Origin of the sequence: Streptomyces sp. NPDC002176 (assembly GCF_044903645.1) — a bacterium.
Classification (GTDB): Bacteria; Actinomycetota; Actinomycetes; order Streptomycetales; family Streptomycetaceae; genus Streptomyces.
Window position 1 is genome coordinate 43718 of sequence record NZ_JBJDQW010000001.1, and the last position, 25796, is coordinate 69513.

19 protein-coding genes, 1 tRNA gene and 1 pseudogene are annotated in these 25796 nt (G+C 71.0%); 12 read left to right on the forward strand and 9 right to left on the reverse strand.

Translation table 11 applies throughout. From position 1 onward, the window contains the following. Nucleotides 1–13: 13 nt before the first annotated feature. Nucleotides 14–820 (forward strand): annotated as a pseudogene (locus ACI2LY_RS00180) (DUF1152 domain-containing protein); the annotation flags it as partial. Between the two features lie 18 nt (nucleotides 821–838). On the opposite strand, the gene ACI2LY_RS00185 reads toward ACI2LY_RS00180, so the two are convergent. From ACI2LY_RS00185 to ACI2LY_RS00195, 3 genes are all read right to left on the reverse strand, one after another. Continuing rightward, nucleotides 839–3139 carry a hypothetical protein gene (locus tag ACI2LY_RS00185; protein ID WP_404705092.1) on the reverse strand — a complete coding sequence of 767 codons (2301 nt, stop codon included), beginning with the start codon at nucleotides 3137–3139 and terminating at the stop codon, nucleotides 839–841. Between the two features lie 3 nt (nucleotides 3140–3142). After that, nucleotides 3143–3214: transfer RNA gene (locus tag ACI2LY_RS00190), tRNA-Gln, on the reverse strand. A 206-nt stretch (nucleotides 3215–3420) separates the two neighbouring features. After that, nucleotides 3421–3906 carry a transglycosylase SLT domain-containing protein gene (locus ACI2LY_RS00195; RefSeq protein ID WP_404706437.1) on the reverse strand — a complete coding sequence of 162 codons (486 nt, stop codon included), beginning with the start codon at nucleotides 3904–3906 and terminating at the stop codon, nucleotides 3421–3423. 573 nt (nucleotides 3907–4479) lie between these two features. On the opposite strand from ACI2LY_RS00195, the gene ACI2LY_RS00200 reads away from it, so the two are divergent. Both ACI2LY_RS00200 and ACI2LY_RS00205 read left to right on the forward strand, forming a co-directional pair. Then, complete coding sequence (locus ACI2LY_RS00200) at nucleotides 4480–5997, forward strand: catalase (protein WP_404705093.1); 1518 nt, start codon at nucleotides 4480–4482, stop codon at nucleotides 5995–5997. A gap of 88 nt (nucleotides 5998–6085) precedes the next feature. Continuing rightward, nucleotides 6086–7060: an SDR family NAD(P)-dependent oxidoreductase gene (locus ACI2LY_RS00205; RefSeq protein WP_404705094.1), complete on the forward strand. Its 975-nt coding sequence runs from the start codon at nucleotides 6086–6088 to the stop codon at nucleotides 7058–7060. Between the two features lie 96 nt (nucleotides 7061–7156). Here ACI2LY_RS00205 and ACI2LY_RS00210 read toward each other — a convergent pair whose 3' ends face one another. Together ACI2LY_RS00210 and ACI2LY_RS00215 are read right to left on the reverse strand one after the other, a co-directional pair. Continuing rightward, a complete protein-coding gene (locus tag ACI2LY_RS00210; protein ID WP_404705095.1) occupies nucleotides 7157–7639 on the reverse strand; it encodes a hypothetical protein in 483 nt (160 codons plus the stop codon). 105 nt (nucleotides 7640–7744) lie between these two features. After that, nucleotides 7745–8671 (reverse strand): oxygenase MpaB family protein, encoded by a 927-nt coding sequence (locus ACI2LY_RS00215; RefSeq protein ID WP_404705096.1) that lies wholly within the window; start codon nucleotides 8669–8671, stop codon nucleotides 7745–7747. Between the two features lie 218 nt (nucleotides 8672–8889). On the opposite strand from ACI2LY_RS00215, the gene ACI2LY_RS00220 reads away from it, so the two are divergent. The 4 genes from ACI2LY_RS00220 to ACI2LY_RS00235 all read left to right on the forward strand — a co-directional run bounded on the left by ACI2LY_RS00220 (nucleotide 8890) and on the right by ACI2LY_RS00235 (nucleotide 11848). Next, nucleotides 8890–9450: a DinB family protein gene (locus ACI2LY_RS00220; RefSeq protein WP_404705097.1), complete on the forward strand. Its 561-nt coding sequence runs from the start codon at nucleotides 8890–8892 to the stop codon at nucleotides 9448–9450. Between the two features lie 79 nt (nucleotides 9451–9529). Beyond that, complete coding sequence (locus ACI2LY_RS00225; protein ID WP_404705098.1) at nucleotides 9530–10303, forward strand: class I SAM-dependent methyltransferase; 774 nt, start codon at nucleotides 9530–9532, stop codon at nucleotides 10301–10303. A gap of 203 nt (nucleotides 10304–10506) precedes the next feature. Beyond that, nucleotides 10507–10881 carry a VOC family protein gene (locus ACI2LY_RS00230; protein WP_404705099.1) on the forward strand — a complete coding sequence of 125 codons (375 nt, stop codon included), beginning with the start codon at nucleotides 10507–10509 and terminating at the stop codon, nucleotides 10879–10881. 133 nt (nucleotides 10882–11014) lie between these two features. Beyond that, nucleotides 11015–11848: an alpha/beta fold hydrolase gene (locus ACI2LY_RS00235; RefSeq protein WP_404705100.1), complete on the forward strand. Its 834-nt coding sequence runs from the start codon at nucleotides 11015–11017 to the stop codon at nucleotides 11846–11848. Nucleotides 11849–11899: 51 nt separating this feature from the next. On the opposite strand, the gene ACI2LY_RS00240 is transcribed toward ACI2LY_RS00235, so the two are convergent. Then, on the reverse strand, nucleotides 11900–14449 hold the full coding sequence (locus tag ACI2LY_RS00240; protein WP_404705101.1) for a GH32 C-terminal domain-containing protein: 2550 nt from the start codon (nucleotides 14447–14449) through the stop codon (nucleotides 11900–11902). Between the two features lie 405 nt (nucleotides 14450–14854). Here ACI2LY_RS00240 and ACI2LY_RS00245 point away from each other — a divergent pair, with 405 nt between their 5' ends. The 4 genes from ACI2LY_RS00245 (at nucleotide 14855) to ACI2LY_RS00260 (ending at nucleotide 18908) form a co-directional block, all read left to right on the forward strand. Continuing rightward, the gene (locus tag ACI2LY_RS00245) at nucleotides 14855–15877 is read left to right on the forward strand and encodes a sugar ABC transporter substrate-binding protein (RefSeq protein WP_404705102.1); all 1023 of its coding nucleotides are present in this window, start codon (nucleotides 14855–14857) and stop codon (nucleotides 15875–15877) included. 119 nt (nucleotides 15878–15996) lie between these two features. Continuing rightward, nucleotides 15997–16992, forward strand: a complete 996-nt coding sequence (locus ACI2LY_RS00250; protein ID WP_404705103.1) for an ABC transporter permease — start codon at nucleotides 15997–15999, stop codon at nucleotides 16990–16992. Continuing rightward, entirely contained in the window at nucleotides 16989–17825 is an 837-nt protein-coding gene (locus ACI2LY_RS00255; RefSeq protein WP_404705104.1) for an ATP-binding cassette domain-containing protein, read from the forward strand. Before ACI2LY_RS00250 ends, ACI2LY_RS00255 begins: the two co-directional genes overlap by 4 nt. 57 nt (nucleotides 17826–17882) lie before the next feature. Then, nucleotides 17883–18908 (forward strand): LacI family DNA-binding transcriptional regulator, encoded by a 1026-nt coding sequence (locus ACI2LY_RS00260; protein WP_404705105.1) that lies wholly within the window; start codon nucleotides 17883–17885, stop codon nucleotides 18906–18908. On the opposite strand, the gene ACI2LY_RS00265 is transcribed toward ACI2LY_RS00260, so the two are convergent. The 3 genes from ACI2LY_RS00265 to ACI2LY_RS00275 form a co-directional block, all read right to left on the reverse strand. After that, nucleotides 18892–19170, reverse strand: a complete 279-nt coding sequence (locus ACI2LY_RS00265) for a glutaredoxin domain-containing protein (protein WP_404705106.1) — start codon at nucleotides 19168–19170, stop codon at nucleotides 18892–18894. The genes ACI2LY_RS00260 and ACI2LY_RS00265 overlap by 17 nt on opposite strands. Before the next feature lie 99 nt (nucleotides 19171–19269). Continuing rightward, entirely contained in the window at nucleotides 19270–20241 is a 972-nt protein-coding gene (locus ACI2LY_RS00270) for a DUF4331 family protein (RefSeq protein WP_404705107.1), read from the reverse strand. Between the two features lie 121 nt (nucleotides 20242–20362). After that, nucleotides 20363–23596, reverse strand: a complete 3234-nt coding sequence (locus ACI2LY_RS00275) for a TIM-barrel domain-containing protein (RefSeq protein WP_404706438.1) — start codon at nucleotides 23594–23596, stop codon at nucleotides 20363–20365. A 348-nt stretch (nucleotides 23597–23944) separates the two neighbouring features. On the opposite strand from ACI2LY_RS00275, the gene ACI2LY_RS00280 reads away from it, so the two are divergent. Then, nucleotides 23945–25789 (forward strand): glycoside hydrolase family 76 protein, encoded by a 1845-nt coding sequence (locus ACI2LY_RS00280; protein ID WP_404705108.1) that lies wholly within the window; start codon nucleotides 23945–23947, stop codon nucleotides 25787–25789. The last annotated feature ends 7 nt before the right edge of the window (nucleotides 25790–25796 follow it).

The following is a 25796-nucleotide window of genomic DNA, read 5'->3' on the forward strand; positions in this document are numbered from 1 at the left end:
GGATCACCATCGATACGCCGATTTGTACGGCCTGAGCCCCGATGTGTGGGTGGACGAGGATGTCGCGGCCGTCAGGCCCGACACGCCCGTCCGCGGCGACTACTTCCCCGAGCGGACCCTCGCCCAGTGGCTCCTGACGCAGGACATGGCGCAGGGCGTGTACGCGTTCCCGAGCATCGGGGTGGGTCCGCTGCGGGCGGCCTACCGGGCGCTGATCACGTATCTCGGCGGTGTCGACGCGGTGGTGCTGGTGGATGGTGGGACCGACATCCTGATGCGCGGTGACGAGCACGGTCTCGGCACACCGGAGGAGGACACGGCGAGCCTGGCCGCAGTGAGCGGGCTCGAGGAAGTTCCTCACCGACTGGTCGCCTGCCTCGGCTTCGGGGTGGACGCGTACCACGGTGTGAACCACTCGCTCGTGCTGGAGAACCTGGCCGCCCTGGACCGGGACGGCTCCTATCTCGGCGCGTTCTCGCTGCTCGGGGCAGCGCGGGAGGGGGCGCTGTATCTCGATGCGGTGGCGCATGCCCAGCGCCACACCCCGAGCCACCCGAGCATCGTGAACGGGTCCGTGGCCGCAGCCGTGCGGGGTGACTTCGGCGACGTCCGGTTCACCGAGCGAACCAAGGGCGGCGAGTTGTTCGTCAACCCGCTGATGTCGATGTATTTCTGTGTGGACCTGCCCGGGCTGGCCCGCCGCAATCTGTACCTGGAGCTGCTGGAACGGACATCGCTGATGCGGCAGGTGAGTTCCGTGATCGAGGAGTTCCGCACCACGCTGCCCCGTCAGCGTCCGCCACGGGTATTCCCGCACTGAGCCGACGGACACCCGGCACTACATCCAGTGCCCGCCGGTGCTCCAGCCTAGGAAGCGTCGGGCGCGACCGTCGTCCGCCGTGCCGTCATCGCCGAAGGCGCCGCCCTCGGCGATCAGGGTCAGGCCGTTCAGGGCGGGCGTCAGCCGGGTCGCGACGTGTGCGGGATGGCGGGCCATCTCCTCGTCCAGACCCGCGATGACCCGGCGCTGCTCCTCCGGCGGGCACAGGGCCAGGTGGAACACCAGCTGGCGCCACGCGTACGCGGCGTCCTTGATGGTGCCCAGGGGCCGCGGGTTGTGGTGCACCCGTGCGGTCAGGCGGCATACGGTCACGAAGCATCGGCTCGCGAGGTCGGCCCAGCCGGGCCGCGGGGTGATGCCCACCCGGTGGACCAGGGTCGCCAGGTTGTGCGCGGTCAGGATCTGGGCCTGCTCGATCACCGTGCCGTTCGCCGCGACCGACCGGGACCGCGACGCCGTTCCGGCGCGCTCGGCGCACAGCCGTGCGAAGCCGGGAGAGGTGTGGGCACCGTGGGAGCGGGCCGGGGCCGCAGCGCTCTCGATGACGGCCAGGTCACGGATCGCCGCGTAGTCGATGCCGTAGTAGCGCTCGTACAGCGTGCCGCCGAGCAGTTCGCCCGCTGTCCGCGCCGCCTTGAGGAACTTCGGGCTGAACGTTCCCATGAAGATGTCGGCGGCCAGTTCCTCCACGAACGGAGTGCCCAGATCACCCTGACGTCCGAGTACGCCGAACTCGCGGATCAGCGGGTTGGGCAGGATCGTGCCTGGGAATGCCTGCACGGTCAGTTCGCCCAGCTGCCGCAGCACGCCGAGCGCCCCTTCGTCGTCCGGTGTGCCCGCCTCGGCGGACCGCTGCCCCGACACGGCCCGTACCCAGGGCAGTTCATCGACGCGCACCTGGCGCTCGAGGTTGAGCAGGAGCAGCGAGCGGCGGTTCCGGAACGCCCGGTAGTTCGCGGTCATCAGCACCCGCAGAGTCTCGTCGCCGTACGCCTGCGCCGTGGTGGCGGCGACCAACTGCGGTACCAGCTCGGCCAGAACCTCGGCGGACGGGACGACGCCGCGCTCCACGAGCATGCCGAGCGGGGCGCTCAGCGCGGATTCGACCGCGTGGCAGATCGCGGCCGGTATGTCCGAACCGGCGGGCAGGCCGGACTCGCGCCCCTCTTCCTCGGTCACCGCGCGCAGCAGCGGCGCGACATCGCTGATGCCCGTCTCCTGTGGCAGCAACGCGAGTCGGCGCAGTACCAGTTGGGCCAGGGCATGGTGCGAGGGAAGTGCCGCCTGCTCGCTCTGCCGCCGACGCAGGGCCGTGTGCGCGGTGGAGCCCGGTATGCCGCGCCGCCGCACCATGGAGACAACCGCATGCCGTAGCAGTCCGAGCCGCCGCGTGTCCAACTCCCGCCCTGCGACGACCTCTTCGAGCGCGCCTCGCAGAATTCCCAGGTTCTCCTTGGGGTTTCGGTGCTTGGTGCAGCGGGTGTGCTCTGCGGCAAGCAGCCGGTACCGGTTGAGGAGAGCCTCACCGTGCGCCAACCAGTGGGCCTCCGGGGCGCGTTCGAGGACTCGGCCGTCCCGTGCCGTCCGCAACCAGTGTGTGAGAAGCTCGTCGCTGAAGGGCTGCCACACCGCGAGCGCCTCGCGCTGGGCCTCTACGGCCGGGTTGGGCCGCCGCCGCTCCAGGGTGCCGACGGCGTCGGAGACGGTGCGCCGGTGGACGGCGGCGGTGGCGTCCGGGGTGGGCCCGGTCGCCGGGCGAGGGAGGAACCTCAACCGGTCGGCGAGCGGCTCCAGTTCCGCCACCAGATTGAGTGCCGCTCCCGTCTCCCCGTGCCGCACCAGCCAGGCCATGGTGAGCAGCGCGGCCTCCTCGGGCACGCCGATCTCGTAGTCGCCGTTGTCCAACCGGGCCCACAGCCAGGCGAGTCCGGGCTCGGTGAGGCAGTGCGTGAAGAGCGCGCGCCGTTCGGCGGTCACCCCGAGGTTCCGGGCCGCCTCGGTCTCGTGGACCTGGAGTGGTCCGCCCGCGCTCGCGGTGCCGGTGGCGAAGCCGCCCCGTACCACCTCCGGCGTCACCCAGGGGGGAAGGCCGTTCACGGGTGTACGCGTACCGATGGACAGTCGGCCTGTGGTCATACCCGCGAGAACCTGTCGCCAGCGCTGCCCGCGCACGTCGGCGCGGCGCCGTGTGTCAGCGTCCTCGTGGGTTAGCGCGGTCGTGAAGGCCCTGGCCAGCTGAGCCTCCGGGTAGGCCGAGGACACGGCGAGGGGTGGCTGCTGCTCAGCGTTGTCGTTCATAAGCCGACGTGGCAGGTTCCGCCCCTGCGCCCTCCGGGTCCAGAGCCCGGTGCTCTCCTGCTGAGCTACACGCCGATGACGGCTGACGATAGACGTCGGGATGATCACCGTACAAACGGTTTTTCCCCGCGCGGCTCGCCTTTCGCGGGCCTGGCGGAGCGTCGGCGGCGGGTGCGTAGGTGCAGCGTCGTAGCTAAGTCGTGGCTACGAGGAGAACGCCGTGATCCCCCGACCGGGCATGGTCGGGGGATCACGTGGCGGAATGCGCGGGGTGCGTCGGCTCAGTACGCGGAGTTGACGTTGTCGATCGAGCCGTAGCGGTGCGCGGCGTAGTTGGCGGCCGCGGTGATGTTGGCCACCGGGTCCTTCACGCTGTGCGCGGTGCCGGCCACGTGGTAGGCGTTGAACGTCGGGTCGATCACCTGCAGCAGGCCCTTGGAGGGGATGCCCTTCTGCGCGTTGACGTCCCAGTTGTTCTGGGCGTTGGGGTTGCCGCCGGACTCGCGCATGATGTTGCGCTTCAGGCCGTCGTAGCTGCCCGGGATGCCCTTGGCCTTCATGATGGCCAGCGACTGCTTGATCCAGCCGTCCAGGTTCCCCGAAGCGGCCGAGGCGGCCTTGGGGGCGGTGTGCGCGCTGTGGGAGACCGCGGCGACGGTGTGGGTGGTCTGCGGCGCGCCGGCGGCGAACGCCGACGACGGCATCAGCGTCACGGCGGCAGCCGCGGCACCGGTGGTGGCAAGGCCGGCCAGGGTCAGGTTGCGCAGGCGGGCACGGCGGGAAACAGAAATCGCGGTCAAGAGGGTCTCTCCATCAGACGTCGTTGAGGCACAGGCCAGGTTCGGTCGTGAGCCTGTAGGGCGCCGGGGCGAGGCCCCGCGGCCGCCGGGGGGACGAGGAACGGGGTAGACCCGGGAATCAACACCCGGTCCGGCCCGCCGCTCTGGCAGCGATAAACATGATTAAAGGCGGGCAAACGCCCGCGCAACCATGTGACCTACTACCCCAATACGAAGAAATGCCCGAAATGCCCGGATTGCATGCTTGCGGTGCTGCTCAGAGCGGGGCCCCTCCTACGATCCACGGTAGGACGTGACGTAGCCCCTATGACCACCGTCACCGGCACCAGACGCTGTCGACGGCCAGAATCAAGATTTATGGGGAGGAGGCGGCGCCGACCCGCCCCTTCTACTCCCCCACTCAGGTCATCCCGCCCCCGCGCATGTTTGCCGACCGCGCCCCCGGTCACCCGGTAGCTCTGAGCCCGTGTGTCCGCGGGTCGCGCGAGGGCGGGCGGTGAGCGCCGTGCCCGGCGGAGTGGAGAGGATCAGCGAGCAGGTATGACCGAGACCCCGCACACCACGACAGACTCCGGCGCGCCGGTCGAGAGCGACGAGCATTCGCTCACCGTCGGCCCCGCCGGACCCATCCTGCTCCAGGACGCCTACCTGATCGAGCAGATGGCCCAGTTCAACCGGGAGCGCATTCCCGAGCGGCAGCCGCATGCCAAGGGCAGCGGGGCGTTCGGGCACTTCGAGGTGACGGGGGATGTCACCCCGTACACGAAGGCGGCCGTCTTCCAGCCGGGTACGCGTACCGATCTGGTCGCCCGGTTCTCCACCGTCGCCGGGGAGCGCGGGAGCCCGGACACCTGGCGTGACCCGCGCGGCTTCGCGGTGAAGTTCTACACCAGCGAAGGCAACTACGACATGGTCGGCAACAACACGCCGGTGTTCTTCGTCAAGGACCCGATGAAGTTCCAGCACTTCATCCGCTCCCAGAAGCGCCGCGCCGACAACAACCTGCGTGACCATGACATGCAGTGGGACTTCTGGACCCTCTCCCCCGAGTCGGCCCACCAGGTGACCTGGCTGATGGGCGACCGGGGCGTGCCGCGTACCTGGCGGCACATGAACGGCTACACCTCGCACACGTACATGTGGATCAACGAGGCCGGTGAGGAGTTCTGGGTCAAGTACCACTTCAAGACCGACCAGGGCATCGAGTTCTTCACCCAGGACGAGGCCGACCAGATGGCGGCCGTGGACACCGATTACCACACCCGTGATCTGTTCGAGCACATCCGGGACGGGGAGCACCCGAGCTGGACCCTGTATGTGCAGGTCATGCCGTACGAGGACGCCGCCGGGTACCGCTTCAACCCCTTCGATCTCACCAAGGTGTGGCCGCACAGCGACTACCCGTTGATCGAGGTCGGCAAGATGACGCTGGACCGGAATCCGACGGACAACCACGCCGAGATCGAGCAGCTCGCGTTCCAGCCGAACAACTTCGTGCCCGGCATCGGGCCGAGCCCCGACCGGATGCTGCTGGCGCGGCTCTTCTCGTACGCCGACGCGCACCGCCACCGCATCGGCACGAACTACGCCCAGCTCCCGGTCAACGCGCCCATCACCGACGTCCACACGTACTCCAAGGACGGCGCGATGGCCTACCGCAAGACCAGCGACCCGGTGTACGCCCCGAATTCCAAGGGCGGCCCCGCCGCCGACACCGCCGAGTACGGCACCCCGCCGACCTGGCACACCGACGGTGACATCACCCGGACCGCCTACGTCTCCCATGCGGAGGACGACGACTGGGGGCAGGCCGGCACCCTCGTCCGCGAGGTCCTGGACGACGACGCCCGCGACCGGCTCGTGGACAACGTGGTCGGCCACCTCCTCAACGGTGTGACCGAGCCCGTTCTGGAGCGCGCCTTCCAGTACTGGTCCAACATCGACCCCAAGATCGGCGCGCGGATCGCCGAGGGCGTGCGCGCCAAGGCCGATGAGATGGACCCCAAGGCCGAGGACCAGGGCAACCCCGCCCGCCGCAGCATGCAGCACAAAGCCTGACCCGGCCCCGCTCGGCGCCCCTCCCCCGTTCGCGGGGTGAGGGGCGCCTGGCTGTGTGGGTCCGGCCGGTGTGGGTACTGCGGACTCCATGAGTGTCACCTCTCTGATCGACACCGCTCTGGACCGCACCGTCGTCCTCGGCTACGGCTGGCCCGGACTGCTCCTGCGGCGGGTACTGCCCGGCTGGCCCGACGGCCCCGAGCGGATGGACGGCAAGGTCGTCCTGGTCACCGGCGCGGGGTCGGGCGTCGGCCTGGCGGCCGCTGTCGGCTTCGCCAGGCTGGGCGCGTCGGTACGGGTACTGGGCCGTGACGAGAAACGCGCCGAGGAGGCCGCCGCGCTCGCCCGGGAGCAGGCCGGTGGTGATGTGGACGTGCGGCCGGTGGTGTGCGACGTCAGCAGCCGGGCCGCGCTGCGGGACTTCACCACGCGCTTCCTGGAGCAGGAGGACCGGCTGGACGTGCTGGTGAACAACGCCGGGGTGATGCCGGACGAGCGGCAGTACAGCGTGGACGGGGTGGAGCTGACGTTCGCCACGCATGTGCTGGCGCCGTGGGTGCTGATCGAGGAACTGACGCCGCTGCTCGCGCGTTCGGCGCCCTCGGTCGTGATCAACGTGACCTCGGGCGGGCAGTACAGCCAGCAGCTCCCTGTCGGTGATCCGGAGTCCGAGGAGACGCCGTACAGCCCGAAGAAGTTCTACGCCCGGACCAAGCGGGCGCAGCTCGTGGTCACCGAGCAGTGGGCGGAGCGGCTGCGGGAGCAGGGGGTGCATGTGCATGCCATGCATCCGGGGTGGGCCGACACCAAGGGCGTACGGCAGTGGATGCCCGTCTTCCGTACGGTGACGTGGCCGATCATCCGCACCCCCGAGCAGGGCGCCGACACGATCGTCTGGCTCGGCACGGCCCCCGAGGCCACCGACAGCGACGGCCTCTTCTGGCACGACCGCCGCCCGCGCCCCACCACGTACCCGATCGGCGCCGACCCCGACCCCGAGGAGGTCCGGGAGGAGCTGTGGGAGTACGTCACGTCACTCGCCCACGGGGAGCGGTCCGCCTAGCCTGCGGGTTCGCCCGGCCGAGCCGGGGAGGCCCGTGCTCCATGGGGATCTGGGGAATCCGTGCCGAGAACCGCGTACCTAGACCGGCCGGGTCGCTCAGCGGTGCAGTTCGAGTCGGCGGTCCTCCACTCGGGCGGCTCGTTCGGCGATCGCGGCCTCCGCTTCGGCCAGTGGGGGTGCGGTTATCTCGGGCAGTTCTCGGGCCACGGTGGTGCGCAGGGTGGCGGGGTCGGTGCGGGCGGTCGTCAGGAGGGTGTCGGCGGTCTCTCGTCGTAGCGTGCGCAGGGCGCGGGAGCCGGAGGGGTCGCGGGTGCGCAGGAGGTACCAGAAGGCGGGCGGCAGGGCTGTGCCGCCGGAGGGCGTGACGCGTCGGGGGCGCTCCGTCCTCGGGTGGCGGGGAGAGTGATGGCCGTCCTGCTCCCACAGGAGGCTGCCGTCGGCGGCGTACGCGCGGACTCCCGTGGGAGTGTCCGCGTCGGTGAGGACCACGTCCTGGGCCGGGCCCTCCGGGGGTGCCCACAGGGCCCACGGTCGTCGGCCCTGGCGGTCGGCGTCGAAGCGGGCCGTGCGGCCGTCCACGCTCTCCACCAGGAAGTGGTCGGGGGCGTGATGGCGGTGCCGGGTCCGGAACTGTATGCGGGTGCCGACCAGACTGACAACGCCGCCGTGGTCAGGAGCGGCTGCTCAGGCCCGGAGGGACGGTGGTGATGGCATGAGCCATCTGATCAGGGCCGTCACCGCTGCTCCGGCCGGGACCGCGCACCAGCGTTCGACGCGGGGCAGCACCGGGAGGCCCAGCTGTGCGCGGGACCAGTCGGGGAGCAGGGACACGGCGGCCGCGCCGAGGACGAGGTACGGCGGGAGGACCGGCGGGGGCAGGGGCGGGCGCAGCAGGACGTAGCGCACCGCCTCCCGGGTCTGGGGGGTGATGCGCAGCTCGGGGCGGTAGGAGTCGAGGCGTTCATGGAGCTGCGCGAGTGTCGTCGGGGGGTTCTCGATGCCGAGCGCGGTGGCGACCGTGGCCATGTCGGACACGTAGGCGTCGCGGCCCGCCGCGGTCAACGGCCGTTTGCCGTAACGCTGGTGGGCGGTGAGGAAGCAGTACGCCTCCGCGCTGTGCACCCAGGCCAGCAGGTGCGGGTCGGCCGCGTGGTACGGCTCGCCGTCCGCCGTGCGGCCCCGGATGTTCTCGTGCACCGCTCGTACGCGGTCGACGGCTCGCTGGGCGTCGTCCGCCGCGCCGTAGGTGGTGTACGCGAGGAACGTGCTCGTGCGGGCGAGGCGGCCCCAGGGGTCGTTGCGGTAGTCGGAGTGGTCGGCCACCGCCGTCATCGCCAGGGGGTGCAGGGACTGGAGGAGCAGCGCGGCGAGGCCGCCGGGGAACATGGACGCGTCACCGTGGACGACACGGATCGGGCGGTCCGGTGCGAACCAGCGGGGGCCGGGGGTGCCGTGGACGCGGCGTCGGCTCTCGGGACCGTCGGGGCCCGCTACTCCGCGGAAGAGGGCGTCACCAAGTCGGCCACGCAGGCCCGGGCGTGGGGCTGCCGCGACCGTGGTCGTTCGCTCCGGGCGCGGTCGCGTACGCGTGGGTGGGGGTCGGTCGGCCATCACCCTGCCCCAATCCCTCGACTGTCACCGAGTGAACACGGTCGGGTCGGGCGACGCCAGCCGCATCGTTGTTGCGTCGCTTCACCGCGTCGCTTCCTCGCGTCGAAGGCTCCCTTGATCGCGTACCGACGATTGCCGGCGATATGTCCGGGGCCATGTGGTCTGCCTCCCGAAAACTCAGTGGCGGCATCGGGCGGTGTCCGGCGAGCATGCACCGCATGACCGAGCAGCGCGCGCGATGGACCGAGGCAACCGTCTACCCCGACATGTGGGCCGACCCGGACGACGACCCGCGCCACACCGAAGGTCCCAGCCCGGACGGCGAGTTGGCGACACTCCAGGACTATCTGACGCACTACCGGCTGACCCTGCGGATGAAGTGCGAGGGTCTCGACCCGGCGCAACTGGCCCTCCGGTCGGTTCCGCCGTCGACGATGTCGCTGCTCGGGCTGGTCCGGCACCTCGCCCGGGCGGAACGGGACTGGCGGAACTGGATCAACGAGGGCGACCCGCTGCCGAAGCTGTACGGCGCGCGGGACGCGGACTTCGACGGCGCCGTCGGCGAACAGCCCGTGGTCGACGCCGCGTTCCGCGACCTGGAGCGTGAGCAGGCCGCGACCGACGCCGCCTTGGCCGAGTACGCCGACCTGGGGCTGCGTGTGGGCAAGGAGAAAATCGCGGTCCGGGAGCTGTTGGTGCACCGGATCGAGGAGTACGCCCGTCACTGCGGGCACGCCGATCTGCTGCGTGAGCGGGTCGACGGGCGAGTAGGGCAGTGAGCGCGAGCTGCTGAGTGAGGCGGGTCGACTGACGGAATTCGGTGGCTGTTTGAAGCCGCCCCCGCCTACGTTCGGGCATTTGGCTGACGAATGCTCCGAGGACGCACGACTCGCCGCACTCTACGATCCGCTCGACCCCGACCGCAGCGATCTCGATGCCTACCTGCACCTGGCGGATGAGTTCCATGCGCGTCGAGTGCTGGACATCGGCTGCGGCACCGGGGTGTTCGCACTGCTCCTGGCCGAGCGCGGGATCGAGGTCGTCGGGGTCGATCCCTCGCTGGCGTCCGTCGACGTCGCTCGGACCAAACCGGGCGGTGAGCGAGTGCGCTGGATTCACGGTGATGCGACGGACCTCCCACCGTTGCGGGTGGACCTCGTGACGATGACGGCGAACGTCGCCCAGGCCATCGTCGATCCGTCGATGTGGCGGCAGACGCTGCGGGGCGCCTACGCGGCGTTGCGGCCCGGCGGGCGGCTGGTCTTCGAGACCCGCGATCCGGCCCGGCGCGCCTGGGAGGAGTGGACCCGCGAGCATTCCCACCATGTGGTGGACGTCCCGGGCGTCGGCCCTGTCGAGAGCTGGCTCGAACTGGTCGACGTGAGCCTGCCTCTGGTGACCTTCCGCGGGACCTACGCGTTCGCGGCGGACGGACAAGTGCTCACATCGGATTCCACCTTGCGTTTCCGGGAGCGCGAGGAGGTCGAGCGGGACCTGGCCGCGCACGGCTACACGGTGGACCGCGTCCTCGACGCACCCGACCGACCAGGAAGAGAGTTCGTCTTCGTCGCGCGACGCCCGTACCGGTCGGACTCCGCCGAGCAAGTCGGCCGTGAGCGTGGCGACTTCTGAGCCGACCGGGGCGGATGGGTCTGGCCGAGTGCCGACCGGGCCGGTAACGTTCCCCGCGTGAACACCGGATCGGCGTCGAGCCACGCACAGGACGGTCAGCCGGTGGACGGCTGAGGGCGCCGCGGAGTCGGGCCCGTGGGCCTCCGGCACTCGTGCGTCACCACGCGTCCGAGTCCGAGTCCACCGTGAGGTCAGTCAGCCCTATGCCCGCTACGTTCAACCACACCATCATCGCCGCCAAGGACCGTGAGCAATCGGCCCGTTTCTTCCGGGAGTTGCTGGAGGTGCCCGAGGCGCCGTCCTGGGGGCCGTTCGTCAACATCCAGCTCAGCGACGGCGTGCTGCTCCAGTTCGCCGAGCCGCCGGTCGAGATCCAGATGCAGCACTACGCGTTCCTCCTCGACGACGACCTGTTCGACCGGGCCTGTCAGCGGCTCCGGGACGGCGGGGTCGTGCACTGGGCCGACCCGCAGATGCGGCGGCCCGGCGAGATCAACCACGAGCACGGCGGCCGGGGTGTGTACTTCAAGGACCCCGCCGGACACGCCATCGAGCTGATCACCCGGCCCTATCTCTAGTGCCGTGACGGAATAGATTCACCGGGTCGGTGGTCGTATCGGCGAAGTGGCCGGTGCCCTGGCGACGCCCTGCGGCCCCACCCGGTGCGATCCCCCGGCCCGACCGTGCACGCGACTGAGAGGAACAGCGCCCGTGAGTGAATGGCATCTGTCCGAGACGTTCCGCAGTACCTCGGGCGACGTCCGCTGGGACAGCCTCGGCGACCCCGGCCAGGACCCGGTCGTGCTCCTGCACGGCACGCCCTTCTCGTCGTACGTGTGGCGCGCGGTCGCCCGGGCGCTCGCCCGCCACCACCAGGTGTTCGTATGGGACATGCCCGGCTACGGCACCTCGGAGATGGCGGACGGCCAGGACGTCTCCCTGGCCGCGCAGGGCAAGGTCTTCACCGAGCTGCTGGCGCACTGGGGTCTCGACGAACCGACCGTGGTCGCCCACGACTTCGGCGGTGCCGTCGCCCTGCGGGCCCATCTGCTGCACGAGGCTCGCTACCGCGCCCTCGCGCTGGTCGACCCGGTCGCGCTGGCCCCTTGGGGTTCCCCGTTCTTCCGGCTCGTCGGCCAGCACTCCAAGGTCTTCGAGCAGCTGCCGCCCGCCCTGCACCACGCGTTGGTGCGCGAGTACGTCAGCTCGGCCAGCGGCCCCGGCCTCCACCCGGCGGTACTCGACCGGCTCGTGCAGCCCTGGCTCGGCGAGCTGGGCCAGCCTGCCTTCTACCGGCAGATCGCCCAGGCCGACCAGTGCTACACCGACGAAATCCAGGATCGGTACGGCGAGTTGGACCTCCCGACGCTGATCTGCTGGGGCCAGGACGACACCTGGATTCCCGCCGCCAAGGGCAACGAACTCGCCGCCCGCATCCCGGGCGCACGGCTGGAGCCGATCAGCGGCGCGGGCCACCTCGTCCAGGAGGACGCGGCCGCCGAACTGACCGCCGCTCTGGTCGAGTTCGTACAGCGACCGCACTGAGCGACCACCCGGGCACCCCTTCTCACGGGGTGCCCGGCGCTCGTGGTGGGGTCACTCCCGATACGAACCCACCTGACGCACAGTGACCCGGTCCAGCCTCGCCGAGCCGTGCTCGGCGAACACCTGGACGCCCTCGGAGGTAGGGGCCGGGAACACCAGATCGGTGATGGTGGCCTCGCCGTCGCCGCCGTAGACCTCTACGGAGGACCAGTCGACCAGGATGCGGAGTTTGACCTTGCCGTCGCGGGGCTTGAGGGGGGCGCGCTGGACTCCGGGGAAGGAGGGGCTGAAGTCCGTGACGCCGGAGTGGGTGCGGTCGACGTACAGCTCGCCGGTGGTGCGGTCATAGCCGACGGTGGTCTCCTCGCCGCCGCTGCCGGTGCGGACCTTGAGGCCGAAGCGGTCGGCGTCGCGGAGGGTGAAGGTCGCCTCGATGTCGAGGGCCTTGCCCTTGGCGGGGAGGGGGCGGGAGGTGTTGGTGACGGTGAGGCCCGTCGTTGTGGTGGGCTGCCGCCACAGGGTGGAGAGCGTCGACACCGGTTCGCTGATCAGACGGGCGCGGCCGTCGATGGTGCGGAGGGTCAGGCGGCGGGGGACGGTCTGGGCGCTGCGCCAGGGGGTGGTGGGGGTGGCTCCGGCGTAGTCGAGGCCGGCCATCCAGGCGATCATGTACCGCTGGCCATCGGGGGCGTCGTTCCAGGTCACGGCCGCGTAGTGGTCCTTGCCGTAGTCGACCCAGGAGGCGCGGTCGACGGTGGAGCGGGCCGGGGTCTGGGCGGCCGTGAAGCTGTCGGCCATGATGTGGCCCCAGCCGCCGGTGTTGCGGTCGACCAGCTGGATGCGGGCGGTGCGGCCCTGGTAGGGGCGCAGGTCGAAAGAGGCCCAGTCCATCGCCTCACTGTCGGAGCCGGTGACGCTGCGAACCACCTGGCCGTCGACCAGTAGGTTCACGGCCGTCTCGTCGGTGAGGGGCTCGGCGCGGGTGTCGGAGAGGACGAGGTGGTCGACGTTGAGGTGGCCCCAGCGGCCGGTGTCGTCGTCCACGATCCGGATGCGGGCGCGCTTGCCTCTGAGGTCCCGTACGTCCCAGGAGGCCCAGTCGAGCGCTTCGGAGTCACGGCCGGTGGTGGTGCGTACCGTGCGGCCGTCGACGACGAGTTCGACGGCGGTGCGGTTGGCGGCGGTGGCGGGGTGGTTGCCGCCGCCCACGAGGAAGTCCAGGTAGTTCTTGTCCAGCGTGAACTCGGGTGAGGTCAGCGTGCCGGTGGCGGTGTCGCCGCCGCGGTAGGTGTTGACCAGGCCGTCGCCGAGCCAGCCGGAAACCTGCTGTTGGTCGGGGAGGGTGCCGTTGGCCGGTGCGGGGCCGAAGGCGTCCCCGGTCGCGGTCCAGTCGCCGTACGTGCCGCCCTCGAAGTCGGCGAGGACGGTCCCCTCGGGGGTGGGGCCGCGGTCCACGGCGGTGCCGGGTTGGTGCGGGTGGCGGCCGCCGCCGGTCTTGAAGTTCAAGTACGGGGTGGTCACCGTGAAGCCGGGTGAGGTGAGGGTGCCGGTGCTCGGGTCGCCGCCGTGGAAGCTGTTGGCCAGGCCCTTGCCGTCGAAGCCGGTGACGGTCTGCTGGCCGTCCACCGCGCCGGTCGCCGGTCCGGCGCCGAAGGCGGTACCGGTGGCGGTCCAGTCACCGAAGTCCGCGGCCTCGAAGTCCTGTACGGCGGTGCCGGGCGGCGGGGTGTAGCCGCCGCCGTCGTCCGGGGTGAACCGGGTGCCGTCGAAGTCGCCGGTGAAGTACTGGGTGCCCGAACCCCCGGCCACCGCACCGGGGTTGACGTTGGTGACCAGGACCCACTTGACCTTGCCGGGGTTGCCGTCGACGGGGAGGGGGAAGAGGTCGGGGCACTCCCAGACGCCGCCGGTGGCGCCCGCCGGGCCGAAGTCGCTCAGCAGCCTCCAGTCCTTGAGGTTCTGGGAGGTGTAGAAGCGGACCTTGCGCTCGGCGGGCAGCGCGACCGTCATCAGCCAGCTCTTGGTGGGCGCGTACCACTGGACCTTGGGGTCGCGGAACTCGGTGGAGCCGATGTCCAGCACGGGATTGCCCTGGTACTTGGTCCAGGTGCGGCCGCGGTCGGTGCTGTAGGCGAGCGACTGGGCCTGTTTGCCGCCGCTTTTGTAGGCGCTGGTGTAGACGGCGACCATCGGCGGGTTGTCCGGGGTGCCGAAGCCGCTGGTGTTGTTCCGGTCGATCACCGCGCTGCCGGAGAACACCATCTCCTTGTCGTCGTGGGAGAGGGCGAGCGGGAGTTGCTTCCAGTGCACGAGGTCCGTGCTGACGGCGTGGCCCCAGGACATGTCGCCCCAGGAGTTGCCGCCCGGGTTGTACTGGTAGAAGAGGTGGTATTCGCCCTGGTAGTAGACGAGACCGTTGGGGTCGTTCATCCAGTTCTTCTCGGGGGTGAAGTGGAACTGGGGGCGGTAGGTCTCGGTGTAGGGCGGTGCGTCGGCGGCCGCGGCCGGTGGGGTGAGGGAGGTGGCCGCCAGGGCGCAGGCGGTCAGTGACGCCGCGACCAGCCAGGCGCGGGCGTGCCGCGTTCCACGTACCGAGCTCATGACATCTCCTGTGCTGCGGTCGGCCCCGCGGCGGAGCGTGACGCGCGGGGCGCACGGGTCCGGGAAGGAGTGGGCAGGCCGCCGGTGCCGTCGTCCCTGGCGTCGGCGGGAGATGTCATCGTTGACTCATGTCATCGATGACAGCGAGCGGGTGCGTCGATGATGCGGCAGGGACACGGGCGCGTCAACGGTTCGCGCGGCACCGCTTGTTGGCTGATTCATGGCGCCCGGAACAAGCCGCGTACGTTGCCGTTTTGTGACCGGCACAGGGCATTGACGTCGCCGTGAGGGGCCGTCCATCATCCTCGCCATGGCGTGTCAACGATGACATAAGTCAACGATGACACCTCGGGACGGCATGCTCCGATGCCGGCCGCGCCGCTCGCAATCCCGCAGGAGTCGTTCATGTCTCGCTTCACTCGTCCGCACCTGTCCCTGCTGAGAGTCGCCGCGTGCACGGGCGCCGTGGCTCTGACCCTCACGGCCTGCGGCTCCGGCTCCGGTTCGGGGTCGTCCACGTCGGGTTCGGGCGGGGTCAAGGTCGGGCTGATCACCAAGACCGACACCAACCCGTTCTTCGTGAAGATGAAGGAGGGTGCGGAGCAGTCGGCCAAGGAGAACGGTGCCCAACTGCTCACGGCTGCGGGCAAGTTCGACGGGGACAACGCCGGTCAGGTCACCGCGATCGAGAACATGGTGGCGTCCGGGGTGAAGGGCATCCTGATCACGCCGAGCGACTCCAAGGCGATCGTGCCCGCGCTGGCGAAGGCCCGCGCCAAGGGCGTGCTGGTGATCGCGCTGGACACGCCGACCGAGCCGGAGAGCGCGGTGGACGCGCTGTTCGCCACGGACAACCTCAAGGCGGGCGAGCTGATCGGGCAGTACGCCAAGGCCGCGATGAAGGGCAAGCAGCCGAAGATCGCCACGCTCGACCTGGCGCCGGGTGTCTCGGTGGGCGTGCAGCGACACGACGGGTTCCTCAAGGGCTTCGGGGTCGGCGCCAAGGACCCGTCCGTGGTGTGCTCGCAGGACACCGCCGGTGACCAGACCAAGGGCCAGACGGCGATGGAGAACTGCCTCCAGAAGGAGCCGGGCATCAACGTCGTCTACACGATCAACGAGCCCGCCGCGCTGGGCGCCTACACCGCGCTGAAGGCCAAGGGCCGCGAGAAGGACGTACTGATCGTCTCCGTGGACGGCGGCTGCACCGGCACCAAGGCGGTCAAGGACGGCAAGATCGCGGCGACTTCGCAGCAGTACCCGCTCAAGATGGCCGCCGAGGGCGTGAAGGCGGTCGTGTCGTACGCCAAGGACGGGAAGAAGGCGTCCGGTTACACCGACACCGGCGTCACCCTGATCACCGACAAGGCGCAGTCCGGGGTGGACGCGAAGGACACCGCGTACGGCCTGGACAACTGCTGGGGCTGAGGCCCCGGCCCACCTGACCGGGCGGCCGGCCCGGCCACTCCCCCGCCGGACCGGCCGCCCACCTCTCCCGCGCTCCCCTGGACCGACCTCCGGCAAGCCCTTTTCGACAAGGACGTCGTATGACCGCCACGACCACGCCGTACGCCGGGCTCACGGCGCCGAGCACGGCGCGCCGACTGCTCACGGCACCCACCACGGGTCCCCTGGCCGCCCTGCTGATCGCCTGTGTCTTCTTCTCCTTCTCCACCGACCAGTTCCTCACCGGCGGGAACTTCTCGCTGATCGTGCAGCAGGTCATGGTCGTGGGCACGCTCGCGATCGGGCAGACCCTGATCATCCTGACGGCGGGGATCGACCTGTCGTGCGGGGCGGTGATGGCGTTCGGCAGCATCATGATGGCGCGGATGGCGGCCGAGGGTTCGCTGCCGCCGCTGCTCGCCATCGGGCTGGGCCTGCTGGTGTGCGCCGGATTCGGGCTGCTGAACGGGGTGTTGACGGAGAAGATCCCGCTGCCGCCGTTCATCGTCACCCTGGGCATGCTCAATGTGGCGTTCGCGCTGACCCACATCTACTCCGAGGAGCAGACGGTCACCGAACTGCCCGGCGCGCTGACCGCGCTCGGCGGCACCTTCCCGCTCGGTCACACCGACATCACCTACGGTTCGCTGGTCACCATCGCCCTGTTCCTGCTGTTCGCCTACGCGCTGAGCAGCACCGGCTGGGGACGGCACGTGTACGCGCTCGGCAACAGCGTGGAGGCGGCCCGGCTGAACGGCGTCCGCACCTCCCGGCTCACCATCGGCGTGTACACGGTCGCCGGTCTGCTGTACGGGGTGGCCGCGCTGCTGCTCATCTCCCGTACCGGCGTGGGTGATCCGCAGGCCGGGCAGACGGACAACCTCGACAGCATCACCGCCGTGGTGATCGGCGGGACCTCCCTGTTCGGCGGGCGCGGTTCGGTGCTGGGCACGTTCATCGGTGTGCTGATCGTCGGGGTGTTCCGCAACGGCCTCCAGTTGATGGGGGTCGCGTCCATCTACCAGACGCTGATCACCGGGGTCCTGGTGATCCTCGCGGTGACCGTCGACCAGATCTCCCGGAAGAAGGCCCGATGACCGCCGCCGACTCCCCCACGCCCGTGCTCCAGGCCCGAGGTCTCGTCAAGCGCTACGGCCAGGTGACCGCGATCGACGGCGCCGACTTCGATCTGCTGCCCGGCGAGGTGCTGGCGGTGATCGGGGACAACGGCGCCGGGAAGACCAGCCTCATCAAGGCGCTGACCGGGGCGATCGTGCCGGACGCGGGCGAGATCCTGCTGAACGGCGAGCCGATCCGGTTCACCGGGCCGCAGAGCGCCCGTGCGCACGGCATCGAGACGGTGCATCAGGATCTCGCGGTGGCCGCGTCGATGGACATCGCGTCCAACATGTTCCTGGGCCGGGAGCTGCGCCGTGCCGGGGTGCTGGGCAGTGTCTTCCGGATGCTGGACAAGAAGCGGATGCGGCAGGAGGCCGCCGAGCACATGGCCGATCTGAAGATCGGGCTGCGTTCGCTCACCCAGGCCGTGGAGACGCTCTCCGGCGGGCAGCGGCAGGCGGTCGCGGTGGCCAGGTCGGTGGCGTGGGCGCGCAGTGTCGTGGTGATGGACGAGCCGACGGCCGCGCTCGGGGTGAAGGAGTCCGGCCAGGTGCTGGACCTGATCCGGCGGGTGCGGGACAAGGGGCTGCCGGTGGTGCTGATCAGCCACAACATGCCGCATGTCTTCGAGATCGCGGACCGGGTCCATGTGCACCGGCTGGGGCGCCGGGCGGCGGTGATCAAGCCGTCGGACTACTCGATGGCGGAGGTGGTCGCCATCATGACCGGGGCGCTCACGGTGGACGAGAGCGGAGGTACGGTCGTCGCGGACTCCGAGGCCGCGAAGGCCGCCGGGGTCCAGGCCACCTGACTTCCACGGCCCGGGGGTTCCCGGCCGGAGCCGACGAGCACAGGAGACGTGTCCCGCATGGCCGCGAACCGCCGCCCCACCCTGGCCGATGTCGCCCGCGAGGTCGGGGTGAGCGCCAAGACGGTCTCCCGTGTCCTCAACGAGGACGGTCCCGCCTCGGCGCGGACCCGGGAGCAGGTGCTCGCGGCCGTGGCGCGGCTCGGCTTCCAGCCGAACCTGATGGCCCGCAACATCCGGGTCGGCGGCCCGGACACCACGATCGGGCTGGTCGTGCCGGATCTGGGCAACCCGTTCTTCGGGGCGGTGGCGGGCAGCATCGAGGACTGCGTCCGCGAGCGCGGGCTGACGTTGCTGATGGGGTCGTCGGCGGACGACGCGGACCGGGAGCGGGCGCTGACGGACAAGTTCCTGGCGCGCCGGGTCAGCATCCTGATGGTGGTGCCGTCGGTGGGCGCCGACCACGCCCATCTGCGGCCGCACCGGGCGGTGGGGCTGCCGGTGGTGTTCGTGGACCGGCCGGGGGCGGGACTGGCGACGGACTGCGTGGTCAGCTCCAACCGGGAGGGCGCCCGTGCCGGGGTGACGCATCTGGTCGGGTACGGGCATCGCCGGATCGGGTTCGTCGGGGACCTGCCGACGCGGCTGTACACCCGGCGGGAGCGGCTGGCCGGGTACCGGGAGGCGCTGCGGGACGCGGGGCTGCCCGACGACCGGCTGCTGGTCGCCAGCGCCCACGACCAGGACGACGCGGGCGAGGCGACGGCGCGGCTGCTGGCCCTCCCCGACCCGCCGACGGCGCTGTTCGCGGGCAACAACATCGTGGCCCTCGGGGTGGTCGCGCAGTTGGCCCGCAGTGGCCGCAAGGACGTGGCGGTGGTCGCGTTCGACGATGTCGCGCTCGCCGAGGCGCTGGAGCCCGCGTTGACGGTGGTCGCCCAGAACCCGGAGGAGATCGGCCGTACGGCGGCCGTCACGGCGCTGGCCCGGCTGGACGGCGACCGCTCGCGCGCCCGTACGGTCACGGTGCCGACCCGGCTGATCGTGCGGGGGTCGGGCGAGCAGCGGGTCAGCGCGCCTGCTTGAGCAGATGCGGCGCGTGGCGGCGGACGGCCTCGCGGATCTCTCTCATCGACGGGTTGACCATGGGGTTGCCCGCCACGGTCACGGTGGGGACGGTCTCGTTGCCGTCGGCCACCAGGCGGACGAAGGCGGCCGCGTCGGGGTCGCGCCAGATGTTGACCTCGGTGCGCGGCAGCCGGGCGAGGCGGAGGCGGAGCCGGAGCTTGATGCAGAACGGGCACAACGGCCGCCAGTAGACGACCACGCCGTCCCGGTAATCGGTCAAGGTGTTCCCCTCGGTCGGCGTCTTCAGGTCCGGGTCCGAGGGTAGTGGAGGCCCGCGCGGTGTCGTCGCGCGGGCCATCTCCCGTGCGGCTGGGGCCAGTCAGAGGCTCGCCGGTTCGGCGTGCGGGGTGCCCAGGTAGGGGAACCGGTCCGACAGGTCGGTGTGCGGGCCGATGTGGTCGCTGGTGATCTTGCCGCCGGAAACCATGGTCAGCCGGGCGGAGGTGATGTCGTCGGTGGGCGTGCGTCCGTTGGGATAGGCCGCGGGCCGGGAGCGGTCGAGGCGGAGGATGTCCGGCAGGACCGTGCGCAGGGTCTCCTCGGCGGCCGCCGGGTCGTAGCCGCCGGTGTGCTGGAGCACCTCGGTCCACTGCCGCAGGTAGGTGTCCCGGTCCTGGGCGGGCTCGCCCTCGTTGTACGCGGTCTTGGCGCTGTTCTCGGGGTTGAAGTAGGCGGTCAGCGACGGGTGGGCACCGCGGTCGACCGACTTCAGCTCACCGTCCGTACGGAGGCTCACCCGTCCCCATACTCCGATGACGGGGTCGGCGCCCAGTTCCGAACTGGGCATCTCCAGCGCGATGCTGAAGACGTTCTTGTCCGCGCCCCAGTCCTTCCCGGTCCACTGGAACTGGTTGGCGATGCCCTCGAGGTCGGCGAAGAAGGGGTCGCTGCGCAGCGCGGCGGAGAACTGGTACGGCCCGGCGGTGACCACCTGGGGTTCCGCACCGAAGGCGACGGGCGCGTCCTTGACGATCTCTTCGCCCACCGCCTCGTGGTCGCGGGCCTGCTGCCCGGTCGCCCGGTACACGCTCACGGTCTGCCGACCGTCGCGCGGCGGGGAGAAGACGAAGCTGAACGCGACGTCCGCCTGGTGGTCCCCGTCGGTGTCGACGTTGATCCGGTAGACCGCGTCGGGGTGGAGTGCGGCACCCTCCTTGGGGACGGCGGGGTGCGCGTTGAGGATCAGTACGGTGCGGTCGTCCGGCACCGTGAAGGCGAAGAGGTCGGTCATGTCCAGCCGGGCGTCGCCCAGGGGTGGGCGCAGGTCCGGGCCGCTGAGGTGATGAGACATGGCGCCAAGGTTGCGCCTTACGTCTCTCGCTCGGGCGGTGGCCGGGCCGCTCGTCGGCGCCGGGTCACTCGGAAGAGGGCCCGCGCGGGGTAGTCGCGCGGGCCCCCTTGTGCGGTACCGGCTACCGGTAGGAGACCGTAACCGGCTGGTGGACGCTCGTCCTCGGGGTGGTGATCTTCAGGGTGTGGGTTGTGGCGTCCCACTGCCAGGCGGAGGGGGCGAGTGTGGTGCTGTTCGCCGTGACGTGGGCCGGGGCCTTGGTGAGGCCCTGGAAGGTGACCGTCCACGTGCGGCGGGCCGGGGCGCCCTGGTAGGTGCCGTGGGTGGGGGCGATGCGCAGGGTGCGGTCGGTGTAGGTGATCCGGGTGGTGGCCGAGCGGTGGCGGGCGGGGGTGCTGACGCCGTCGTCCTCGTAGAGGGTGAAGGCGCCCGGCGCGCCGGTGGCGACGGTGACGCCGACCTGGTCGAGCGGGGTGCCGGAGTCGTGGGCGGCGTTGCCGGTGCGGGTGGCGACGATGCCCCCGGCGCGGACGAACACCGGCATGGTGTCCAGGGTGGTGGTCACGTCGTACGTGGCGCCGCCGGTGCCCGCGGTGTAGGTGCGGCCGGTGAAGTAGTCGGTCCAGGTGCCCTCGGGGAACCACACGGAGGTGGTGGTGCTGGTGCCGGGCGTGGTGACCGGGGCCACCAGCATGTCGGGGCCGTACAGGTACTCGCTGCCCGCCTTGGTGTAGGCGGCCTCGTCCTCGGGGTGGTCGAGGTAGAGGGGGCGGACGAGGGGGACGCCGGTGGTGGCGGCCTGCTGGGCGAGGGTGTACGTGTACGGGACGAGGGACTCGCGCAGCCGGAGGAACTTGGTGGCGGAGTCGCGGGCCGCGTCGCCGTACTGCCAGGGCAGCCGGTCGCTGTGGTTGCTGTGCAGGCGGTCGATGGGCTGGAAGGTGCCGAACTGCACCCAGCGGGCGTACAGGTCGTCGGGGAGTTTGGTGGTGCGGTGGGTGCGGCCGTCGTCGGTGGTGTAGGTCTCGGCGCCGGGGATGCCGTGTCCGTCGTTGTGGCCGCCGATGTCGTGGCTGATGGCGGCCATGCCGGTGGCGGCGGACTCGCCCGGGGTGTAGCCGACCTCGGCGCTCAGGGTGCCCCAGGTGGAGGAGGTGTCGCCGGAGAAGTGGAGCGTGGTGCGCTTGTCGGCCCAGGGGCCGGTGGGCAGGCCGACGCCGCCGCTGTAGCCGCCCGCCTGGAGGGAGCCGTAGGCACGGGAGAGGACGAAGGGGCGCTCGGCGGTCTCGGCGGTGAGGCCCGCGTACTTCTGGTTGATCCAGGCGTCCGGGGTGACTCCTGCCTGCGAGGAGCGGGAGGCGTCGCAGCACCAGTCCAGCCACCAGAAGTCGTTCCCGGCGCGGTCGAAGGGCCGGTGCAGATCGAGGTACGCCTTCAGCTGGTCGGCGTCGCCGAAGTCGAAGGTACGGCACTCCGAGCCGGCCGAACCCGCGCAACCGCCCTTGCTCAGCTTGCCCTTGGCGGTCTCCTGGGCCTTCGCGTACTGCGGGTCGGACTCCAGGATGCTGGGGTGCACGTTCAGGGTGTTGTGCAGCCCCTGCGCGGTGGACCAGTCGAAGAAGCCCTTGGGATCGGGGTACTTGGCCGGGTCGAAGTTCCAGCCGCTCCAGGTGTTGGGGGCCTTGAAGTCGGTGTCGGTGACGAGCACGTCGAGCGGGACTCCGGCGGCGCGGAAGGCGGGCAGGATGGTGTCCTGGTAGTCCTTCGCGGTGCGGTCGATGTACTCGGAGTACCAGACGCCGTAGGCCCAGCGGGGCAGCAGCTGGGGCGGGCCGGTGAGGGTGGCGAGGTCGGTGAGGGCCTGCTTGTAGTCGTGGCCGAAGCCGAAGACGTAGCCGTCCTGGTAGGGCTTCCCGGCGTGCGCGGCGCGCGAAGTGGCCTTGCCGGTGCGGGAGTCGTAGACGGCGGAGGGGGTGTCGTCCAGCAGGTGCCAGCCGTCGCGGTGCAGGAGGCCGGGGGTGGTGCGGGGGCTGGGGTCGTGGTCGCCGTCGAGGCCGTCGAGGCTGCGGCGGTAGCCGCCGAGGGCGAGGTGCGGCTCGGGGGCGGGGTCGGCCGTGGCGGTGACGGCGAGGGTGTCGACGTTGACGTGGCAGCTCGTGGTGTCGGGGCAGGCGAGGGTGACGTCGTTGACGCCCGCCTTCAACTCGACGGTGGTGGAGGCCGTTTGCCAGGTGTCCCAGTCGGCGGTCGGGTCGAGGGTGAGGGTCGCCGGGGTGCCGGTGCCGGGGCGGACCTCCATCGTGCGCTTCTCGTGGCGGCCGTCGCCGCCGGTGCCGTTGGCGTAGCGCAGGTGGAGGCGGTAGGTGCCGTCGCGGGGGACGTCGGCCACGCGGCGGGTGAGGCGGGCGTCCTTGTTCAGCTCGGCGGCGAAACCGTCGCCGGAGTGTCCCCGGTGGTCGGTGGCGATGACCGCGGTGCCCGCGAGGAGGCCGTCCTCGGCCTCGCAGCTCGTGCCGAACGCGCACGCGGGGACGGCGGTGCGGTCCCGTGCCGGGTAGTCGGCGCCCGGCTTCAGCAGGGCCGTGCTGTCGATGTTGACGTTGCCGGAGTCGGCGGCGGTGCGCTGGAGCCGTACGGTGTGGCTTCCGGCGCCGAGGGTCAGGGGCAGCCGGGCCACGCCCCAGGTGTTCCAGTCGGCGGTGGCCGGGAGGCTGAACGTCCTGTTCGCGCCGCCGTCCACGCTGAGGCTGAGGGTGCGGGTCTCGCGGCGGCCGTCGGCGCCGACCGCGTTGGCGTACCGGACGGCGTACTCGTAGGCGCCCGCTTCTGGTGAACGTACGTCCGTGGTCAGCGAGTTGTTCGTGACGTCGAAGCCCGCGAGGAAGCCCTTGCCGGTGTACCCGGTGTGGTCGATGGCGACACCGGGGCCGTCGTGGGGCTGTCCCTCGGCCTCGCACAGGGCGCCCGCCACGCAGTCGGGGCGCTGCCAGGGGCTCGCCTGCACCTGCTTCTGCCCGGCCTTCAGGCGCACGGTCAGGTTGTCGGCGGTGAAGGGACCGGAGCCCACCTTGTAGCGCAGGGTCAGGGCGCTGGTGGTGACGGTGAGGACGCCGTCCTTGACGGAGGAGGTGTAGGCGGGCGGGGTGAAGGCGCTCCGGCCGATGGCGTTGAAGGTGGCGCTGTCCTCGAACTTGTCGTCCCCGGCGTACTCGGTACGGATCAGAGTCGGGGACAGCACCTGGAACCGGGCGCCCGGCACGGTCACGGTGGCCGAGCGGGCCTTGGCCGCCGGGGTGGCGGCGTCGGCGCCGACGGGGGCGAGCGCGACGCCCGCGCAGGCCAGGACGAGGGCGATGACCGGTCCGCGCGGCGGGCGGAGGGTACGGGGGAAGGGTGGTCGCACGGCACGCTCCTGGGGGCGGTGGCGCTCTCGCGAGCGCGACGGACATGCGGAGACGACGGGTGCAGCACAGGTGCGATACAGCGATACAACGTTGTAAACACGGCTCCCCGGCATGAGACCACGCTCCGCTTTCACGTGTCCAGGTCCCGAACAGACAGCGTTGTCAGGGTAGTTGGCGTGAAGCGCGCGCGACGGGTGTTCCGTCCGGTTCCGGCTGTGGCTGCTTTTGATGCTGTACAGCCCTCCCCCGCGGTGCTGTCCTGCGACTGACTGGGCTTGTTCAACGTTGGAGGACTCGCCATGCCGGTTCACAGACCCCGCTTCCTCGGCGCACTGCTGGCCCTCGCTCTCGCCCTCGGCGGAGTGCTCGCGCTGCCCGCGCCCGCTCGCGCCGCGTCGACCGTGTGCGCGCTCTCCTGCGACACCCTCGATCCGTCCAAGGCCCGCCAGGAGTCGTCCCCGGTGCCGGACCGGACCGTCAACGGCCGTCTCCTGAGGCTGCATGTCTCCGAGCCGGACAGCATGGCCTGGGCCAGCGTCGACCAGGGCAAGCAGGGGGACGCGGTGTGGCTGGACCGCTCCTGGGACCGGGGCGCGAGCTGGGACGGGCTGCTGGGGAAGGCGAGCATCCCCGCCTCGTGGACCGGCACCCGGACGCTGATGTACAACGTCACCGACCCGGTCGCCCACCGGCGCGGCTGGGTCCGGGCCTGCGCCGACGCGGCCGGGGTGACCTGCACCGACTGGTTCCGCCCGCGGGTGTGCGACGGCACCTCCTGCGACGGCGCCGACCCGGCCACGGCCGCCCGTGACGAGCGTCCGGTGCCCGCGACCACCCTGTACGGGCGCACCATCAGCCTGCACATGGACCAGGCGAACGGCATGGCGTGGGGTGTGGTGGAGAACGGCGGCGCGGGCGACGAGATCTGGCTCGACCGCTCCTGGGACGAGGGCGCGAGCTGGCCCGAGGGTTCCTCGCTCGGCCGGACCAGCGTGCCGTCCGGCTCATCGTCGACGCGTACGGCGATGTTCGCCACGCGGGACCCACGCGGGCTGCTGTACGGCGGTGCCGTGCGCGCCTGCGGCCGTGAGTCGGCGCACCAGGACGGGAGTTGCACCGCCTGGGCGCGCCCGGCGCCGACGCGGGCGCGGGGTGCGGCGGACGCGCTGATGGCGTCGTACCAGACCAGCGAGGGCTGGTGGCGCAGCAGTTGGTGGAACTCGGCGGTGGCGTTGACCTCGGTGGCCGACTTCGAGCGGGCCACGGGTCGGCACGACTACGACTGGGCGATCGCGCGGACCTTCGAGCAGAACAAGGGCGTCTTCCCGGCGGGCGGCCGCAGTTCGGACCCGGTGGAGGGGCACTTCATCAGCCGGGCCGTGGACGACGCGGCGTGGTGGGCGATCGCCTGGGTGGCGGCGTACGACCAGACGGGCGAGCGGCGCTATCTGGACGAGGCGGTGACCATCACCGACTACGTGCGGGGGTTCTGGGACACCAACACCTGCGGCGGCGGGGTGTGGTGGGACCGCGAGCGCACGTACAAGAACGCGGTGACCAGCGGGCTGTATCTGTGGCTGACGTCGGCGCTGCACCAGCGGCTCGCCGGGGACACGGTGTGGGGCACGCGGGCGGTGACCGCAGGTGACTGGTATCTGCGCAGCGGGCTGATCAACTCCTCCGGCCTGGTGAACGACGGGCTGACCAGCGGGTGCGCCAACAACGGCCAGACGGTGTGGAGTTACAACCAGGGACTGGCGATCGGCGGCCTCACCGAGCTGTGGCGTTCGACCGGTGACGGCCGCTATCTCGACACCGCGAAGCGGCTGGCGGACGCCGCGCTGTCCTCCGCCGCGCTGACCCGTGACGGGGTGCTGACCGAGTCGTGCGATGTGGGCGGCGCGAGTTGCGACGACAACCAGAAGCAGTTCAAGGGTGTCTTCGTGCGGCATCTGGCCGATCTGGCGTCGGCCACCGGCTCGTCGGCCTACCGCGCGTATCTGGTGCGGCAGGCCGACTCGGTGTGGGCCAAGGACCGGGACCCGCTGAACCGGCTGGGCCAGCGCTGGGGTGGCGGGAGTCCGAACCAGGTGGACTGGCGAACCCAGGCGAGCGCGCTGGCGGCGCTGACCGCGGCCGGATGAGGTGAGC